The sequence below is a fragment of the Micromonospora sp. RTGN7 genome, from assembly GCF_033804645.1.
Taxonomy (GTDB): domain Bacteria; phylum Actinomycetota; class Actinomycetes; order Mycobacteriales; family Micromonosporaceae; genus Micromonospora.
Window position 1 is genome coordinate 214584 of the sequence record NZ_JAPZLF010000004.1, and the last position, 18123, is coordinate 232706.

At 71.9% G+C, this 18123-nt stretch carries 15 protein-coding genes; 4 read left to right on the forward strand and 11 right to left on the reverse strand.

The window, feature by feature from the left end:
• Position 1 precedes the first annotated feature (1 nt).
• Both SNR22_RS07880 and SNR22_RS07885 read left to right on the forward strand, forming a co-directional pair.
• Positions 2 to 751: an SCO6745 family protein gene (locus tag SNR22_RS07880; RefSeq protein ID WP_320066012.1), complete on the forward strand. Its 750-nt coding sequence runs from the start codon at positions 2 to 4 to the stop codon at positions 749 to 751.
• A gap of 172 nt (positions 752 to 923) precedes the next feature.
• Positions 924 to 1889, forward strand: coding sequence for a GNAT family N-acetyltransferase (locus tag SNR22_RS07885; protein ID WP_320065817.1), 966 nt, complete (start codon positions 924 to 926; stop codon positions 1887 to 1889).
• 98 nt (positions 1890 to 1987) lie between these two features.
• On the opposite strand, the gene SNR22_RS07890 is transcribed toward SNR22_RS07885, so the two are convergent.
• On the reverse strand, positions 1988 to 2443 hold the full coding sequence (locus SNR22_RS07890; RefSeq protein ID WP_320065818.1) for a gamma-glutamylcyclotransferase: 456 nt from the start codon (positions 2441 to 2443) through the stop codon (positions 1988 to 1990).
• Between the two features lie 106 nt (positions 2444 to 2549).
• Here SNR22_RS07890 and SNR22_RS07895 point away from each other — a divergent pair, with 106 nt between their 5' ends.
• Positions 2550 to 3953: an NAD(P)H-quinone dehydrogenase gene (locus SNR22_RS07895; RefSeq protein WP_320065819.1), complete on the forward strand. Its 1404-nt coding sequence runs from the start codon at positions 2550 to 2552 to the stop codon at positions 3951 to 3953.
• Positions 3954 to 3971: 18 nt separating this feature from the next.
• On the opposite strand, the gene SNR22_RS07900 is transcribed toward SNR22_RS07895, so the two are convergent.
• The 7 genes from SNR22_RS07900 to SNR22_RS07930 all read right to left on the reverse strand — a co-directional run bounded on the left by SNR22_RS07900 (position 3972) and on the right by SNR22_RS07930 (position 13695).
• The gene (locus tag SNR22_RS07900; RefSeq protein ID WP_320065820.1) at positions 3972 to 4808 is read right to left on the reverse strand and encodes an SDR family oxidoreductase; all 837 of its coding nucleotides are present in this window, start codon (positions 4806 to 4808) and stop codon (positions 3972 to 3974) included.
• Between the two features lie 104 nt (positions 4809 to 4912).
• Positions 4913 to 5521, reverse strand: coding sequence for a DedA family protein (locus SNR22_RS07905; protein ID WP_320065821.1), 609 nt, complete (start codon positions 5519 to 5521; stop codon positions 4913 to 4915).
• A 402-nt stretch (positions 5522 to 5923) separates the two neighbouring features.
• Positions 5924 to 7972, reverse strand: a complete 2049-nt coding sequence (locus SNR22_RS07910) for an ABC transporter ATP-binding protein (protein ID WP_320065822.1) — start codon at positions 7970 to 7972, stop codon at positions 5924 to 5926.
• The gene (locus SNR22_RS07915) at positions 7969 to 9702 is read right to left on the reverse strand and encodes an ABC transporter ATP-binding protein (RefSeq protein ID WP_320065823.1); all 1734 of its coding nucleotides are present in this window, start codon (positions 9700 to 9702) and stop codon (positions 7969 to 7971) included. Before SNR22_RS07915 ends, SNR22_RS07910 begins: the two co-directional genes overlap by 4 nt.
• Positions 9696 to 10178 (reverse strand): MarR family winged helix-turn-helix transcriptional regulator, encoded by a 483-nt coding sequence (locus SNR22_RS07920; RefSeq protein ID WP_320065824.1) that lies wholly within the window; start codon positions 10176 to 10178, stop codon positions 9696 to 9698. The genes SNR22_RS07915 and SNR22_RS07920 overlap by 7 nt, the downstream gene beginning before the upstream one ends.
• A 208-nt stretch (positions 10179 to 10386) precedes the next feature.
• Complete coding sequence (locus tag SNR22_RS07925; protein ID WP_320065825.1) at positions 10387 to 11826, reverse strand: GuaB1 family IMP dehydrogenase-related protein; 1440 nt, start codon at positions 11824 to 11826, stop codon at positions 10387 to 10389.
• A gap of 117 nt (positions 11827 to 11943) precedes the next feature.
• Positions 11944 to 13695, reverse strand: coding sequence for an acetyl/propionyl/methylcrotonyl-CoA carboxylase subunit alpha (locus SNR22_RS07930; protein ID WP_320065826.1), 1752 nt, complete (start codon positions 13693 to 13695; stop codon positions 11944 to 11946).
• A gap of 158 nt (positions 13696 to 13853) precedes the next feature.
• Between SNR22_RS07930 and SNR22_RS07935 the strand changes: the two genes are divergently transcribed.
• Positions 13854 to 15110 carry an MFS transporter gene (locus tag SNR22_RS07935; protein ID WP_320065827.1) on the forward strand — a complete coding sequence of 419 codons (1257 nt, stop codon included), beginning with the start codon at positions 13854 to 13856 and terminating at the stop codon, positions 15108 to 15110.
• A 35-nt stretch (positions 15111 to 15145) separates the two neighbouring features.
• Here SNR22_RS07935 and SNR22_RS07940 read toward each other — a convergent pair whose 3' ends face one another.
• From SNR22_RS07940 to mycP, 3 genes are all read right to left on the reverse strand, one after another.
• Positions 15146 to 15799, reverse strand: coding sequence for an O-methyltransferase (locus SNR22_RS07940; RefSeq protein WP_320065828.1), 654 nt, complete (start codon positions 15797 to 15799; stop codon positions 15146 to 15148).
• A complete protein-coding gene (locus SNR22_RS07945; protein WP_320065829.1) occupies positions 15796 to 16464 on the reverse strand; it encodes a Maf family protein in 669 nt (222 codons plus the stop codon). The genes SNR22_RS07940 and SNR22_RS07945 overlap by 4 nt, the downstream gene beginning before the upstream one ends.
• Positions 16465 to 16644: 180 nt before the next feature.
• Positions 16645 to 17742, reverse strand: coding sequence for a type VII secretion-associated serine protease mycosin (gene mycP, locus SNR22_RS07950; RefSeq protein WP_320065830.1), 1098 nt, complete (start codon positions 17740 to 17742; stop codon positions 16645 to 16647).
• Between the last annotated feature and the right edge of the window lie 381 nt (positions 17743 to 18123).

Below are 18123 nucleotides of genomic sequence, written 5' to 3' on the forward strand. Positions count from 1 at the left end.
GATGACGCCGGAGCAGGTCGCCGCCGCGAGCAGGCCGCACGTGTTGGAGCTCGGGGAGAGGTTCACTCGCTGCCCCCGCACGCTGCGCCGGGCCCGCCTGCTCGGCATCTCCGGCTGGGCCTTCCACATCGTCGGCCGGGCCGGGGCACTGGGCGACGTCCGGGCCCCGACGGTGGCAGCCGCCCTCGGCTTCATCGCCCCGGAGGCCGTCGTCGACGGGTGGGACGGCGCCGCCCGGGTGGTCCGCCCGCTGGAAGTGGCCGAAGCGAGCCTCGCCGAATGCTGTCGCTGGGGCGACGAGAACCTGGCCCACCTGCCCGGGGTGGACCGGCTGGCCGCGCTGCTGCACCGGGTGATCGACACGGCGGATGCCGGGGGGATGCCGCTGTTCGCCGCCCGGCGGGCCATGACAGCGCCGGGCGACTCCCCGGGCGCCCGGGCGGCCCTCGGCCTGCTGCTGCTGCGCGAGCAGTTCGCCGGGGCATACCTGATGGCGGTGCGGGCCGGCGGGATGACCCCGCTGGAGGCGCTGCTCGCCGGGCCGGAGGGGGAGGCCGGTGCGCTGGCCTGCGGCTGGCCACCGCCGTACCCCCGGATCGGCCCGCAGGTGCGTCGCCGGCTCTGGGCGGAGGCGGTGACCGACCGGCTGACCTCGGCCGGGTTCTGCGCCCTCGCTCCAGATGAGAGGGCCGCGCTGCTGGACCTGCTGGCCGCCACCCGCGCCCGGGTGCAGGGAAGACCCTCTTCCTGACACCTGCGGTAGCGAGGGTTCCCTCTTGCCGCGTCGGGCTGAGCGGCCCGCCCGGCCGGCCGGCCGGCATTCCAACCCGGGGTCGCGGTGAGCGGCGCTTGACCGCGCGGCGGCGGCCCGCCCAGCGCCTAAATGGGCGGCGCGGGTGGCGGGCGGCTGGCAGGATCGTGCGGTGTCCCTTCCCGTTGGCTGGAGCGTGCGTCGCCCCACTCTCGACGACGTGCCGTCGATCCTCGCGGTGGTGCACGCCGCCGACACCTACGCGATCGGCTACCCGGACTTCGACGCCGACGATGTCCAGGCCGCGCTGACCGCGCCGTACGTCGACCCGACCCGGGACTGCTGGCTCGGCCTCGACCCGCTCGGAACGGTGGTCGCCTGGGCGACCGTGGAGAACCCCACCGGCGTCGGGCGAGAGTCCGTCGACGTCTTCGCCGACCCGGCGGCGGGCCGGGCCGTCCAGGTTCCGCTGCTGGACCGGCAGCTCGCCCGGGTGGCCGAGCGGGCCGCCGAGCGCGGGCTGCCGGCCCTCACGGTCCGCTGCGCGGCCTACCCGCCGGAGCACCAGTGGCGCGCGGCCCTGCTCGACCGCGGGTTCACCCACGCCAAGCGGTACGTCCGGATGCGTCGCCCCCTGGCCGACCTGCCGGCAGAGCCGCCCGTCCCACCCGCCGAGGTGACGATCCGTCAGGTGCGCCCCGACGACGAGGCGGACCTGCGGGCGTTCCACCGGGTCTACGACACCGCGTTCCGGGATATTGCCGACTACGAGCCGCTGCCGTACGAGCGATGGCGGGCCCGGATCGGCGATGGCTCCGCCTGGGACGAGTGGTTCTTCGCCGAGTCCGACGGCGCCCCGGTCGGCGTGCTCCAATCCTCCGACCAGGCGCTCGACCGGGGCGAGGGGTTCGTCAAGAACCTGGCCGTGCTGCCCGGAGAGCGGAAACGTGGCGTCGGCGCGGCGCTGCTGCTGTGGGCGTTCCACCGGTACGCCGCCAAGGGCCGGGCCTTCGCCGGTCTCGGCGTCGACCTGGCCAACCCGACCGCCCCGCTTCCCCTCTACCGTTCCGTCGGCCTGCGCGAGGAGCGCACCCGCACCATCGACCTGTACGAGCTGGTCGTCCCGGCGGCCGGCTGAACCGCCCGGCGGTCGACGCTGTGGGGTGCGCGACCCGGGGCGGGGGCGGCGGGCGGCCCGTGCGGCGGGCGGAGCAAACTGGAGACGTGCGAGACGCGCTACGCCGACGCGGTGCCGGTCGGGCGGGACCGCAGCTCGATGACGTAGTCGTCGGGCGCGCCCGCCTTCTCGGCGGCGTTCGCGATCTCCGACAAATACCACGCCGTCGGCAGGCCGCCCTCGTACCCGTCGAAGACGTACACCCAGGCGGTCACCTCCCCGTCGAGGGTGGAGACTCGGACGTGCAGCTTGCGGTACGTCTCGGCGGTCACCCCCTCGATCTCGTCGAGCTGGGCGGCGTCGTAGGAATGGATGTCGTAGAGCGCCACGAAGACGCGGTCGCCGGGGGACTCGACGACCGTGCTGACCGCCCCCTCCCAGCCGATGACGCCCTCACCGGCGAAGGTGAGCCGCCAGCCTTCCAGCCAGCCGATGCCCACCATCGGCGAATGCGGACAGTAGGCGCGCATCCGGGCGGGGTCCAGGTTTGAGCCGTAGGCGGCGTAGTGACGCACGGCGATGACGATAGCCCGGCGGACGGGTGGGGGAGAATACGACGGTGCGTGTCGAACGCGTCGGGAAGAAGAAAGTCACCGTGAGCATGGACGAGGAGCGATAGCTGTGAGCCAGATCGTGATCATCGGCGGGGGGCCGGCCGGGTACGAGGCGGCCCTGGTCGCCGCCCAGCTGGACGCTGATGTCACCGTGGTGGAGGCCGAGGGGGCCGGTGGCGCCTGTGTGCTCTCCGACTGCGTTCCGTCCAAGACCTTCATCGCCAGCTCGGAGGTGGTCACCGGGTACCGGGACACCGAGCAGTTCGGGGTGCACTCCGACGGGCTGGAAGCGGTCACCGTCGACGCCCGTACGGTGCACGAGCGGGTCAAGCGGCTGGCCCTGCACCAGTCCGCCGACATCCACGCCAAGCTGGTCAAGGCCGGCGTCACCTTCGTGGCCGGGACGGCCCGGCTCGGCGATGACATGCTCGGTCACACCCACCGGGTGGTCGTCACCCCCGCCGACGGGGGCGAGAAGTACTCGGTCGACGCGTCGACCGTGCTGGTCGCCACCGGTGCCACCCCGCGCCAGCTACCCACCGCCCTGCCCGACGGCGAGCGCATCCTGACCTGGCGGCAGGTGTACGACCTGGCCGAGCTGCCCGAGCACCTGATCGTGGTCGGCTCCGGCGTCACCGGCGCCGAGTTCGCCAGCGCGTACCTGGCGATGGGGGTCGACGTCACCCTCGTCTCCAGCCGCGACCGGGTGATGCCGCACGAGGACGCCGACGCGGCGATGGCGATCGAACGGGTCTTCCGCTCCCGGGGGATGACGATCCTCAACAACTCCCGCGCCGAGGGCGTCCGCCGCACCGCCGACGGGGTCGAGGTCGAGCTGGCCGACGGGCGGCTGGTGCAGGGCTCGCACGCGCTGATCGCGGTCGGCTCGATCCCCAACACGACCGGCCTCGGCCTCGGCGAGTACGGCGTCGAGCTGGCCCGGGGCGGTTACATCACCGTCGACCGGGTGTCCCGGACCAACGTTCCCGGCGTCTACGCCGCCGGCGACTGCACCGGGGTGCTGCCGCTGGCCAGCGTCGCCGCGATGCAGGGCCGGATCGCGATGTGGCACGCGCTCGGCGAGGCGGTCCGGCCGCTGCGGCTGCGTACGGTCGCGGCGAACGTCTTCACCGACCCCGAGCTGGCCACCGTCGGCGTCTCCCAGAACGAGGTGGAATCCGGCAAGACCCCGGCCCGGCAGGTGATGCTGCCGCTGACGGGCAACGCCAGGGCGAAGATGTACGACCTCGCCGACGGCTTCGTGAAGTTGTTCTGCCGCCCGGCGAGCGGCCAGGTGATCGGCGGTGTGGTGGTCGCACCGAAGGCCAGTGAGCTGATCCTGCCGATCACGATGGCGGTGGAGAACAACCTGACGGTCAACGAGCTGGCCCAGACCATCACCATCTACCCGAGCCTGTCCGGTTCGATCACGGAGGCCGCCCGTCAGCTCATGCTCCACGAGCTGGAGTAGCCGCCGAGGCCGGGGCGGTCAGCGGAAGGCGTCGGCGTGGTGGGCCGCCCATTCGGTGTACGGGCGGGCGGGGCGGCCGGTGACCGCCTCCACCGTGGTGGTGACCTGCTCGGGGCGGTCGACGAAGGCGGCCCAACCGTCCAGGGCTGACGCGGCGAAGGCGGCGTTGCCGAACGCCCCGGCCAGCAGCGCGTGGGCCTCGTCCCGGGGCATCTCCGCCCAGCGCAGCTTCCGGCCGAGCGCCCGGCCGATGGCGTGCACCTGCTGCTCCTGACTCAGCGTCGCCGGGCCGCTGAGCAGGTGACGGGCGCCCAGGTGCTCGTCCGAGGTCAGTGCGGCGACCGCCACCTCGGCGAGGTCCCGCTCGTGGATCAGCGATCGGGCCGCGTCCCCGTACGGCCAACGCACCACGTCGCCGGCGCGAATCTGGTCGGCCCAGATCAGCGTGTTGGCCGCGAAGCCGGTCGGGCGCAGAAACGTCCACCCCGCCCCGGATTCCTCGACGGCCCGCTCCACGACCGCCCAGAACGACTCCGGTTGGTCGGCCGCGCCCGGCGCGGAGAGGTAGACGATCCGGGGCACCCGGGCCGCGATCACCCGCGCCACCTCCGGGGCGGCGCGGCGGGCCAGTGCCGGGTCGGCGGAGGGCCAGATCAGGAAGACCGCGTCCACGCCGGTCAGGTGCGCGGCGAGCGACGCCGGGTCGGTGAGGTCGGCGGCCACCACCTCCACCCCGGTCGGCAGGTCGGCGGCGGTGGGATTCCGGCTGACCGCCCGGACCCGTTCGCCATGTGCCGTCAGGATCGACACCACTTCCCGGCCGACTGTGCCGGTCGCCCCCGTCACCAGAATCATCTCCGCCTCCTCGCCTGAATCCGGGCGTCGCCCGCCCCACTTCCTCAGACCGTAGGAGCTGAAGCGGAGTTCAGGTCAACCCCTCGCGTGCCGCTCGCCGGGGGTCAGTCCGTGGGGGCCTCAGGGCGAACGTTGCGGGCGCCGAACACCGTCATCGCCCATCCGGCCGCCGCGAAGCCGGCTGCCGCCGCCCCCGCGATCAGCAGCAGCTGCCAGGCCGACTCGGTGAGCGCCTTCCCGCCCAGGTGACCTACGAGGGCCCCGTACGTGGCCCAGCTGCACGCCGCCAGGGCCTCGTACCCGAGGAAGAGCCGGTACGGGTAACGGCTGCGGCCGGCCGAGAAGCAGGCGGCCATCCGGCCCCCGGGGACGAAGCGGCAGAGCAGGATCACCAGTGGCCCGGGGCGGCGCAGCCTTCTGGTGATTCGCCCGGCCATCCGGCGGGCCCAGCCCGGCTCGGCGCTCCGGGGACTCTGGCGGTCGGGCGCGCTCCGGCCGAGCAGGTAGCAGGCCAGATCGCCGACGAAGACGCCGAGCGCGCCGACGCCGATGGTCAGGGGCAGGCTCAGCCCGCCGTACACGGTGAGCGCCCCGCCGGTGATCATCACGGCCTGGGTGGGGATCACCGGGACGAACGCGTCGGCCACGAGCAGCCCGAGCAGCGCCAGGTAGGCCCAGAGCGGCGACGCAACCTCAGTGAGAAGTTCGAGCACGGTTGCCACCTCGGCTGATCGGATCTGCTGAGCCTGACGGCGTGTCGGCGGTCACCGTGGCCCGGCCCGGCCGGCGGTGACCGCCGACACTGCGAGGCCACGGGGTGCGACGGGCAGTCCCCGAGCCGGTCCCGCCGAGGCCGGTCGCCCTTCCCGACCTCGGCGTACGGGTGAAGGCGGGCGGTGGATCGGTGCGGGCCGGCGTACCGTTTGTCGCGCGGCCCAGGCGCGTCGGGCCCCCGTCTCCGATGACCGGGCCGCCATGGGCCGCCGGCAGGTCCCGTGCCGGCGGCCCACCCTTGCTCCCGTGGAGCCGGGCCGGCATGGCCTGTTCGGCCACGCCGGCCCGCCGCCCGGCCAGGGGCCCGCCCGCTGTGGGTGGTTCGTCGTCCACAGCGGGTATCAGCCTTGCATCGCGGCGGGCTGGGGTTCGGCGTCGAGGGAGACCACCGGGTCGGGCTGAGTGAACTGGGACTGGTAGAGCCGGTGGTACGCGCCCTCGGCGGCCAACAGTTGGTCGTGCGTTCCCTGCTCGACGATGCGGCCGTTCTCCATCATCAGGATCAGGTCGGCGTCGCGGATCGTGGAGAGACGGTGGGCGATCACGAAGCTGGTCCGGTCCGAGCGCAGGGCCGCCATGGCCCGCTGGAGCAGCACCTCGGTGCGGGTGTCCACCGAGCTGGTCGCCTCGTCGAGGATCAGCAGCGAAGGCTCGGCCAGGAACGCCCGGGCAATGGTGACGAGCTGCTTCTCGCCGGCGCTGATATTGCTGGCCTCCTCGTCGATGACGGTGTCGTAGCCGTCGGGGAGGCTGTGGACGAACCGGTCCACGAAGGTGGCCCGGGCGGCGGCCACGATCTCCTCCTCGCTGGCGTCCGGCCGGCCATAGGCGATGTTGTCCCGGATGGTGCCGCCGAAGAGCCAGGTGTCCTGGAGGACCATGCCGATCCGGCCGCGCAGGTCGTCCCGGCTCAGCGTGGCGACGTCCACGCCGTCCAGGGTGATCCGGCCGCCGTCCAGCTCGTAGAAGCGCATGATCAGGTTGACCAGGGTGGTCTTGCCCGCCCCGGTGGGCCCGACGATGGCCACGGTGTGGCCCGGCTCGGCGATCAGCGACAGGTCGGCGATCAGCGGCTTGTCCGGCTCGTACCGGAAGGAGACGTGCTCGAACTCGACCCGGCCGTGCGGGTCGGTGACCCGGGCCGGGACGGCCGGGTCGGCGCTCTGCTCCCGCTCGTCGAGGACGGCGAACACCCGCTCCGCGGAGGCCACCCCGGACTGGAGCAGGTTGGCCATCGCGGCGACCTGGGTGAGCGGCTGGGTGAACATCCGGGAGTACTGGATGAACGCCTGCACGTCGCCGAGACTCATCGTTCCCGAGGCCACCCGCAGCCCGCCGACCACGGCGATCGCCACGTAGCTGAGGTTCCCGATGAACATCATCGCCGGCATGATGATCCCGGAGATGAACTGGGCGCCGAAGCTGGCCCGGAAGAGCTCCTCGTTCTTGGCGGTGAAGGCGGCCCCCACCTCGCGCTGCCGGCCGAAGACCTTGACCAGCTCGTGGCCGGTGAAGGCCTCCTCGATCTGGCCGTTCAACTCGCCGGTGTGCTTCCACTGGGCGACGAACTTCTGCTGCGACCGTTTGGCGATCCGGGCGGTCACCACCACCGACAGCGGCACCGCGACCAGGGCGACCAGCGCCAGTAGCGGCGAGATCCAGAACATCATGGCCAGCACGCCGATCAGGGTGAGCAGCGCGGTGAGTAGCTGGCTCAGGGTCTGCTGGAGGGTCTGCGAGATGTTGTCGATGTCGTTGGTGACCCGGCTGAGCAACTCGCCCCGGGGCTGCTTGTCGAAGTACGGCAGCGGCAGCCGATTCAGTTTCTCCTCCACCTCGGCGCGCAGCCGCAGCACGGTGTGCTGCACCACGCCGTTGAGGATCCAGCCCTGCCACCACATCAGCAGGCTGGCCGCCAGGTAGAGCCCGAGCGCCAGCAGCAGCACCCGGCTCAGGGCGGTGAAGTCGATGCCCGCCCCGGGCACCACGTCCATTCGGGCGAGCATGTCGGCGAAGTTGTCGTTTCCGGCGGCCCGGGCCGCCGCCACGGCCTGCTCGGCGGTGGTGCCGGCCGGCAGTTGGCGGCCGATCACCCCACTGAAGATCAGGTCGGTGGCGTGGCCGAGGATCTTCGGCCCGTACACGCTGAATCCGACGCTGACCAGAGCCAGGGCGATGATGGCGACGAGCGGGAGCCGATGCGGGCGTAGCCGGCCCAGCAGCCGACGGGCGGACGGCCCGAAGTTCATCGACTTCTCCACGGGCCCGCCGGTGGCGCCCCACGGCGGGCCGCCGCGCCGGCCGCCCGGTGGCAGCGGCTTCGGTGCTTCGCCCCCGCCGGCGGGCTGCGAACCCGGGGATGCGGGCTTCTGAGCAGGTACGGCGGTCATGCCGGCACCCCCGCCGTCTGCTGGGAGGCGAAGATCTCCGCGTACGTCGGGCAGTCTTCCAGTAGTTCGGCGTGTCGGCCCATCCCGACGATGCCCCCGTCCTCAAGAACGATGATCTGGTCGGCGTCGACGATCGTGGAGACCCGCTGGGCCACGATCACCACCGCCGCGTCTGCGGTGACCGGCCGCAGCGCCGCCCGGAGCCGGGCGTCGGTGCCGAGGTCGAGTGCCGAGAACGAGTCGTCGAACAGGTAGATCTCCGGCCGGCGGACCAGGGCCCGGGCGATGGCCAGGCGCTGCCGCTGCCCGCCGGAGACGTTGGTGCCGCCCTGCGCGATCGGGGCGGCCAGCCCTTCGGACAGCTCGGCGACGAATTCGCGTGCCTGGGCGATCTCCAGGGCGGCCCAGAGCTCCTCGTCAGTGGCGTCCGGGTTGCCGTACCGCAGATTGCTGGCGATCGTGCCACTGAACAGGTACGGCCGCTGCGGCACCAGACCGATCCGCCGCCACAGCTCGTCGGGGGCCAGGTCACGGACGTCCACCCCGTCGACCAGCACCGCGCCGGCGGTGGTGTCGACGAGCCGGGGGATCAGCGTGAGCAGGGTGGTCTTGCCGGAGCCGGTGCTGCCGATGATCGCTGTCGTGCGACCGGCCGTTATGCGGAACGAGATGTCGTGCAGCACCGGCGCGCTCGCCCCCGGGTACTGGAACCGCACGTCGCGCAGCTCCAACTCGCCCCGGGCGGTCACCTCGGTGACCGGCGTGGCCGGCGGGACCACCGACGAGTCGGTGTCCAGCACCTCGCCGATCCGCTCGGCGCAGACCGCGGCGCGCGGCACCATCATCAGCATGAAGGTGGCCATCATGACCGCCATCAGGATCTGCATCAGGTACTGGAGGAAGGCGGTGAGCGCGCCGACCTGGATCTGGCCGGCGTCCACCCGTTGCGCGCCGAACCACAGCACCGCGACGCTGGAGAGGTTGAGCACCAGCATCACCACCGGGAAGATCAGGGCCATCAGCCGGCCGATGCGCAGGGCGGTCGCGGTCAGGTCGGCGTTCGCGCGGCCGAAGCGTTCCGTCTCGTACGGCTCGCGGACGAACGCGCGGACCACCCGGATACCCGTGATCTGCTCGCGCAGCACCCGGTTGACGGTGTCGATCCGGGTCTGCATGAGCCGGAAGCCGGAGACCATCCGCCGGAAGATCAGGACGAGCGCGACCGCGAGCATCGGGATGCAGACCAGCATCAGCCAGGAGAGCCCGGCGTCTTCGCGCAGCGCCATCACCACCCCGCCGACGCTCATGATCGGCGCGGCGACGAGCATGGTGCAGCTCATCAGCACGAGCATCTGCACCTGTTGCACGTCGTTGGTGTTGCGGGTGATCAGCGAGGGCGCGCCGAAGCGGGCCACCTCGCGGGCGGAGAACCGGTTGACGTGCTCGAAGATCTCTCCCCGGACGTCCCGGCCGAAGCCCATCGCCGTACGCGCGCCGAAATAGACCGCAGCGGTCGAACAGATGATCTGGACGACACTGACCAGCAGCATCCAGACGCCGGTGCGCAGGATGTAGCCGGTGTCACCGACGGCAACGCCCCGGTCGATGATGTCGGCGTTGAGGCTCGGCAGGTAGAGCGAGGCTATCGTGCCGACGAATTGCAACGCCACCACCGCCGCCAGTGCTCGACTGTACGGGCGCAGGTGGGTGCGGAGTAGCCGGATCAGCACGCAGGGCCCTCCGGCCTCGCGTTGGGACTCGTCATCTTTGGCTCCTCTCCACTACTGATGACCTCGAACAGGAACTCCCGGATCACGGCCGCCTTCGCCGGGTCGGCGTCGACGGAGGTCAGTGGTCCAGTGTTCCGCATGAGGGCGGTGAGCTTGGTGACCCGCTCCCGGCCGGCGGGGGTGAGGGCCAGCCGCACGCTACGCCGGTCGGCGTCGTCACGGTGCCGCTCCACCAGGCCGTCGCGTTCGAGGGTGTCGATGATGCCGGTAAGGGTGGCCGGCCGGACGAAACAACGCTCGGCGACCACCCGGTGGGGCAGTTCGCCGTGCCGGGCGAGGGTGATCAGGGTGCCCATGCCGGCCTGGGTGAGGCCGTGCTCCTCGGCCAGGTAGCGGTTCCAGTGCTGGCCGACGATGTGGCCGGCGGTCACCAGCAGTCGGCCGAGCGGCACGTCTCCCAGTCCGGTCAGGTCCATGGCAACCAGATTAGCCCCCTGATAGTCAGGCCCCAAACAAAATAACGACGGTGGTTTGCGAGGGGCGCTCCGCTCAGAGCAACGCACGGGGGCGAGCGGGGTTACCGGCCCCGCGCGATCTTGCAGTTGCGGCCCGGGCAAAGAGGTGAAAACGCCCTTATCGGAGGCCGCAACTGCAAGATCGGCGGGGGTGGGGGGTGGGGGGGGGTTACCAGCTTGTTGGCAGGGGCATTCCCTCGGTGTAGCCGGCGGTGCTCTGCACCCCTACCAGTGCGCGCTCGCCGAACTCGGCCAGGTCCCGCGCGCCCGCGTACGTGAAGGCGCTGCGCACCCCGGCGATGATCTCGTCGATCAGGTCCTCCACCCCGGGGCGGTTCGGGTCCAGGTACATCCGGGCCGAGGAGATGCCCTCCTCGAAGACCGCCTTACGGGCTCGGTCGAACGGGCTGTCGTCGGCGGTCCTGGCGCTCACCGCCCGGGACGACGCCATCCCGAAGCTCTCCTTGTACCGCCGGCCGTCCGCGTCCGCGTACAAATCCCCCGGGGACTCGAACGTGCCGGCGAACCAGGAACCGATCATCACGTTCGACGCGCCGGCCGCCAGCGCGAGCGCCACGTCCCGGGGGTGTCGTACCCCGCCGTCGGCCCAGACGTGCCGGCCCAACTCCCGGGCCGCCGCCGCGCAGTCGAGCACGGCTGAGAACTGCGGGCGCCCCACCCCGGTCATCATCCGGGTGGTGCACATCGCGCCCGGCCCGACGCCCACCTTCACGATGTCGGCGCCGGCCTCGATGAGGTCGCGTACCCCGTCGGCGGTGACCACGTTGCCGGCCGCGACCGGGACGCCCGGGTCGAGCCCGCGGACCGCCCGCAGTGCGGAGATCATCCGCGCCTGGTGGCCGTGTGCGGTGTCCACCACCAGGGTGTCCACCCCCGCCTCGAGCAGTGCGGCGGCCTTGCCGGTGACGTCGCCGTTGATCCCGACGGCCGCGGCGACCCGCAGCCGGCCCCGGTCGTCGACGGCCGGCCGGTAGAGGGTGGCGCGCAGCGCGCCCTTGCGGGTCAGCACCCCGACCAGGCGGCCCTCGCCGTCCACCACCGGGGCGAGCCGTCGCCGGCCCGCCGAGAGTCGGTCGAAACCGGTACGCGGGTCCGCGTCCGCCGGCACCGTGTGCAGCTCGGTCGACATCACGTGCCGCAACTGGGCGAACCGGTCCACCCCCAGGGTGTCCGCCTCGGTCACCACGCCCAGCGGGCGGCCGGCCTCGTCGACCACGACGACCGCGCCGTGCGAGCGCTTCGGCAGCAGGTGGATGGCGTCGCCGACGGTGTCGGTCGGGCCGAGGGTGATCGCGGTGTCGTGCACCAGGTGCCGCCGCTTGACCCAGCCGACGACGTTGGCCACCACCTCGATCGGGATGTCCTGCGGAATCACCGCGATGGCACCGCGGCGGGCGACGGTCTCGGCCATCCGCCGGCCGGCCACCGCCGTCATGTTCGCCACCACCAGCGGGATCGTGGTGCCCGTGCCGTCCGTGGTCGCCAAATCGACGTCCAGCCGGGAGGCAACCTCGGAGCGGGCCGGCGTCATGAAGACGTCGTTGTAGGTCAGGTCGTGCGCGGGAACCGCGCCATGAAGGAACCGCACGTCGCCATCATTCCCGCCCGCAGGCTCCCGCGCCCCCGGTGGTAGCCGAAAACACCCCGACCACGCCCGGGAGCCGGCGTGGTCAGCCGAGTAGCAGGGTCACCGCCCGGGGCGTGGTCAGGCGATGGTGCAGATTGCCGCGCCGGCGGTGATGACGGCGCCGACCTCGGCCGCGAGGCCGCTGACCGTGCCCGCCTTGTGGGCGTGCAGCGGCTGCTCCATCTTCATCGCCTCGAGCACGACCACCAGGTCGCCCTCGGCGACGGTGTCCCCGTCCGCCACGGCGACCTTGACGATGGTGCCCTGCATCGGGGAGGTGAGCGCATCGCCGCTGACCGCGACGCCGGCCTTGGCCCCGCCACCCCGGCGGGCCGGCTTGCGCGTGGCGGGCGCGGCTGCGGTCGTACCCCCGTTGAGGCCGGCGGGGAGGGTCACCTCCAGCCGCTTGCCGCCCACCTCGACCACGACGGTCTCGCGCTCGGCCGGGCCCTCGGCGGGGCCTGCGGCGGCGGTGAACGGCGGGACGGTGTTGTCGAACTCGGTCTCGATCCACCGGGTGTGCACGGTGAACGGCGCGGCGGTGAACGCCTCATCGCGTACCACGAGCCGGTGGAACGGCAGGGCCGTGGCCATCCCGTCGACGACCATCTCGTCCAGCGCCCGCCGGGCCCGCTCCAGGGCCTCGGTGCGGGTCTCGCCGGTGATGATCACCTTGGCCAGCAGGGAGTCGAAGTTGCCGCCGATCACGTCGCCGGCCGAGATGCCGGTGTCGACCCGGACACCCGGGCCGGTGGGCAGCCGCAGCGCGGTGACCGTGCCGGGGGCGGGCAGGAAGCTGCGGCCCGGGTCCTCGCCGTTGATCCGGAACTCGATGGAGTGCCCGCGCGGGGCCGGGTCCTCGCCCAGCCGCAGCTTCTCGCCGTCGGCGATCCGGAACTGCTCGCGGACGAGATCGACGCCGGCGGTCTCCTCGGTGACCGGGTGCTCGACCTGGAGCCGGGTGTTGACCTCCAGGAAGGAGATGGTGCCGTCCGCGCCGACCAGGTATTCCACGGTGCCGGCACCGTGGTAACCGGCCTCCCGGCAGATCGCCTTGGCGCTGTCGTGGATCTGGGCGCGCTGGGCGTGGGTGAGGAACGGCGCGGGGGCCTCCTCGACCAGCTTCTGGTGCCGGCGCTGGAGCGAGCAGTCCCGGGTGCCCACGACGACCACGTTTCCGTGCTGGTCGGCGAGGACCTGCGCCTCGACGTGCCGGGGCTTGTCCAGGTACCGCTCGACGAAGCACTCGCCCCGCCCGAACGCGGCGACCGCCTCCCGGGTGGCCGACTCGAACAGGTGCGGGATCTCCTCCATCGTGCGAGCCACCTTGAGGCCGCGCCCGCCGCCGCCGAAGGCGGCCTTGATGGCCACCGGCAGGCCGTGGTCAACGGCGAAGGCGATCACCTCGTCGGGGCCGGCGACCGGGTCGGCGGTGCCGGGGACCAGGGGAGCGCCGGCTCGCTGCGCGATGTGCCGGGCGGTGACCTTGTCGCCGAGGTCGCGGATCGCCTGCGGGGTCGGGCCGATCCAGGTCAGGCCCGCGTCGATCACGGACTGGGCGAAGTCGGCGTTCTCGGAGAGGAACCCGTACCCGGGGTGGACCGCGTCCGCGCCGGCCCTCGCGGCGACGTCGATCAGCTTGTCGATCCGCAGGTACGTATCGGCGGCGGTGTCACCGCCCAGGGCGTACGCCTCGTCGGCCAGGGTGGTGTGCAGGGCGTCCCGGTCGGAGTCGGCGTAGACGGCGACGCTGCCCAGGCCGGCGTCGCGGCAGGCACGGATGACGCGGACGGCGATCTCGCCGCGGTTGGCGATGAGTACCTTGCGCACCTTGTGGCTCCTCCCCGGAGGTTACTGACGGGGAGTTTATCGGCCGGGCCGCGACCTTTACGACCACGCAGTGTGGGATGCCGCACTCGCCCGGAGCGGTCGAGAGCTGCCTCCCACCCGGGCTGGAGCCGACGCCCGGCGCGCGTAGCGTAAGGGCCGTGCCCCGTATCACCCGTGACCGAACTACCTGGCTTACCTACTCCCAGCTCGGGCTCTGGGGCTTCTTCGTGTACGGCTTCGGCCCCGTGGTCCCGCTGCTCCGCGACGAGCAGGGCACCAGCGCCGCCGTCGCCGGCCTGCACAGCACCGGCATCGCCGTCGGCGCGCTCCTCGGCGGTGCCCTCTTCGCGCCCATCGTCCGCCGGTTCGGCAGGGCCCCGACGGCCTGGCTCGGCCTCGCCGGAGTGGCCGTGGGCGTCATCGCCCTGGGCACCTTCCGGGCGCTGCCCACCACCCTGACCTCCACAGCGGTGGTCGCCGCCTTCGGCATGCTGCTGATCAGCGGGGTGAACGTCGTCCTCACCGCCCACCATGGCCCCGCCGCGCCCGCCGCCCTCACCGAGGCCAACGCCGCCTGCGCAGGCATGGGCATCCTCGCCCCGCTGGTCATCGGGTGGAGCGTCGACGCGGGGCTCGGTTGGCGGCCGGTACTGGCCGTCGAGGTCGGCCTGATCGCGTCGCTGGCCCTCGTCGCCCTGGCTCTGCGGGTACGCCCCCCGCGCGCTCCCCGGGTCGACGTGCCGGCCCCGCGCGCTCCCCGGGTCGACGCGCCGGCCCCGGGCGGGAACGGTGCCTCGGCGGCCGGGCGTGGCGGGGGACGGCTGCCCCGGGCGTACTGGATCGCCTGGATCCTGATGGCGGTGACCGGGTCCATCGAGGTCTGCCTGTCGCTCTGGACCGCCGACGTGCTCCGCTCGCACTCCGGGCTGAGCGCCGGCGCGGCCTCGGCGGCGGTCGCCGCCATCGTCTGCGGGATGTTCCTCGGCCGGCTGGCCGGCGGCCAGGTCGCGTTGCGCTATCCGCCAGTGCCGCTGCTGCTGGCCGCGCTCGCCGTCTCCGGCACCGGCTTCGCCGTCTTCTGGCTCGCCCCCGTCGGCTGGCTGGCGGTCACCGGGCTCGTCGTGCTCGGCCTCGGCAACGCGCTGCACTACCCACTGGCCATCTCGATCGCCCTGGCCGTCTCCGGGGCCGCCGCCGACCGGGCGGCCGGCTGGTCGTCGTACTCGATGGCGGTGGGCTTCGGGATCGCGCCGGTGGCGCTGGGCTGGGTGGCCGACGGGGTCGGTGCGCACCTGGCCTTCCTGCTGCTGCCGGGGTTCATCGCGGTGTCCGCCCTGCTCTGCCTACGGCTCGCCCGCGCGCTACGCGTGGCCCGGACGACTGTCGAGCCCGCAGCGGCCGTGGTGGGCGCCTGATCGGGTGGACCCCGAGCGCGCCTGATCCGGCGTGCTCAGTGCACCCGGGCGAGCGTCAACCCGTCGGCGATCGGCAGCAACACCGTCTCCACCCGCACGTCGGCCAGGATCTCGTCGTTGAACGCGGCGATGGCCCGGTCGGCGGCGCTCTGCGGGGCCAGCACCCGCCCCCCGCGCAGCGTGTTGTCCACCGCGATCACCCCGCCCGGACGCATCCGGGGCACCAACTCCGCCCAGTAGACCGGATACCCCACCTTGTCCGCGTCGATGAACGCGAAGTCCAGGTGCCGCTCGTGTGGTAGCTCACGCAGCGTCTCCCCGGCCGGCCCGATGCGCAGCTCGATCCGGTCGGCGACGCCGGCCCGCGCCCAGTACCGCCGGGCGATGCCCGTGTACTCCTCGGAGATGTCGAAGCAGGTCAGCCGGCCGTCCTCAGACAGCCCTCGGGCGATCGCCAGCGACGACAGCCCGGTGAAGGTGCCCACCTCCACCGCCTGCCGTACCCCGAGCAGCCGGGTGAACAAGGTCAGGAACGCCGCCTGCTCCGGGGCCACCTGCATCCTCGCCTCAGCCGGCAGCGCGGCGAGGGTCTCCTCCGTCAGGTCGCGCATCACCTCGTCCGGGACCGAGCCGTGGGCCACGACGTACGCGTGCAGTTCCGGGGTCAGCGGCAGCGTCTTGGTCGTCATGGCTGCACCGTACCGAGCGCCTCGACCGTTTGGCCCCCCGCCGCGACCTTCGTCCACAGGTCGATGATCCGTAGGTCGAGTTCGCCGAGGAGGCGGCGGAGCAGCGGCAGGGAGAGTCCGATCACCGTCCCCGGATCGCCGTCGACACCGTCGAGGAAGGCCCCGCCCAGCCCGTCGATGGTGAACGCCCCGGCCACGGCGAGCGGCTCACCCGTCGCCACGTATGCGGCGATCTCGTCGTCGCTGACATCGGCGAAACGAACAATGGTCGAGGCCACCGCCTCGGCCCGCGACTCGTGGACGACGTCGATCAGGCAGTGCCCGGTGTGCAGCACCCCGCTGCGCCCCCGCATCCGCTCCCAGCGCGCGACGGCATCCGCCTCGTCGGCCGGCTTGCCGAAGATCTCGCCGTCGAAGGCGAGCACCGAGTCGCAGCCGAGCACCAGCGTCCGCTCGTCCGGGGAAGGGCGCAACCGGCCCACCACCGCCTGCGCCTTGAGTCGGGCCAGTTCCAGGCACAGGTCCTCGGCCCGCTCGGTGACCACCTGGGACTCGTCAACACCGCTGACCAGCACATCGGGTTCGATGCCGGCGGCGTGGAGGAGCTTGCGTCGGGCAGGGCTCGCCGACGCGAGCACGAGTCGGAGTGGAATCGAGTTCGGCACGCGGTCGACGCTACCGGCTACCCCGCCCCTGCACCCGCGCGCCGGAGTCTGATCCACCCCGTGTCGCCAACGTGGCCGCATCCCTCCCGCCCTGCCCCCCGATGTCGCCAGCGTGGCCGTATCCCTCCGATGTCGCCGGCATGCGGAGCGCCCGTCCCGGGGTCACCGCCCGTCCCGGGGTCACCGGCTGATCCGCGGCGGCGGGTCGTCACCGAGGCGACGCCGTCGCGCGATCAGGGCCCATGCGCCCACGACGGCCACGATCACGCCCAGGGCCCCCAGGCCCCGAGCCGTCGCCCCGCCGTCGCCCTCCTCGGCCGGCTCCGCGACCACCGTCGTGGTCGGCCCCGGCTCGGCCGGCGCATCCGCCGCCGGTGGCTCGAAACCCAACGGGGGTACGTCTGCCGTCAGCGCAGCCACCAAGTCGATGACGCCGTACCCGTACTCGTCGTCGCGGCCCGGGGGGCCCTTGTCGACGGCGGTGGCGGTCAGGCGGTGCACCACCTCGGAGGCGGGGAGGTGGGGGTACTTGGAGCGGATCAGAGCAGCGGCACCCGCGACGATCGCCGTCGCACCAGAGGTGCCGGTTCCTTTCGAGTACTTCCCGTCGTAGCTGGTGCTGTAGATGTCAACCGCTGGTGCGGCTACGTCTATCTCAGGACCTGTGGTGGAGATAGTGGCATGCCTTCCCATCTGGTCAATGCCGCTGACTGCAATTACCCCATCTTCCGACGCCGGATAGGTCACCTCCACATCCTCTGGTCGATTGCCCGCCGCCGCCACGACGACAATATTTGAGGTGACTGCCCTTTTGACCGCCTGGATAAGTCGGTTACTCGAGCTTCCGCCACTGGAGATGCTGATTACTCCGACGCCTTGAGCGACTGCATAATCGATGGCTTGTGCTAGTGCGTCCGGGTCACCTTCGCCGTTAGATGGTGAAGCGAAGATGGGAAGAATGCTCGCCCGGGGGGCGATCCCTAGCGCTCCGATGGCCCCTCCTTGGCCGTGGGCGGCAATTAAGCCCGCCATGGACGTGCCGTGGCTGTCGCGATCGCGTCGGCCGTCGCCACTGCCACCGGAAATGATATCTTTACCGGAGCGCAGGTTTCGGCGAAGATCGGAATGAGCGTCTACCCCCGTGTCCGGGACGGCTACAAGAACTCCAGATCCTTGGCTTACGCGGTGTGCCTTATCAACATTCAGATAGCGTAAGTGCCATTGATCGCCCCGGATGATGCTTTTCCCGCCGTCCTGTGGTGCGGCATTGGCAGGCATGCTCGCTAACGAGATAATCGTTGCAGTGGTCAAGGTGATTGCTGCGGTCCTAGATCCGTATCGCCTACTGGATCTATCTATCGAAGCCAATGGTGGGTCCAGGGTTTATCGGGCCAAAGTCCTCAGGTGGGCGTACTACCGGAGGGACGCCAGTCGCTGTATGCCACGGGTGATCAGGGTCCCAGCCGTGTTGTCTATCTTCATCCTGTTCGCTTCGGCGACATCTTCCAGCTGACTGGCCTGGTGCAGCGGTTCTGCTTACACCAGGCGAACCGCCAATGGATGGTGGTACCACATTAGCGCCTCCAAAGTAAGGTCCTCGACCGGCACTCGGGCGCGAACCGGCTGCACCACTCGGGGCAGTTCCTGCACCGCCTCCGA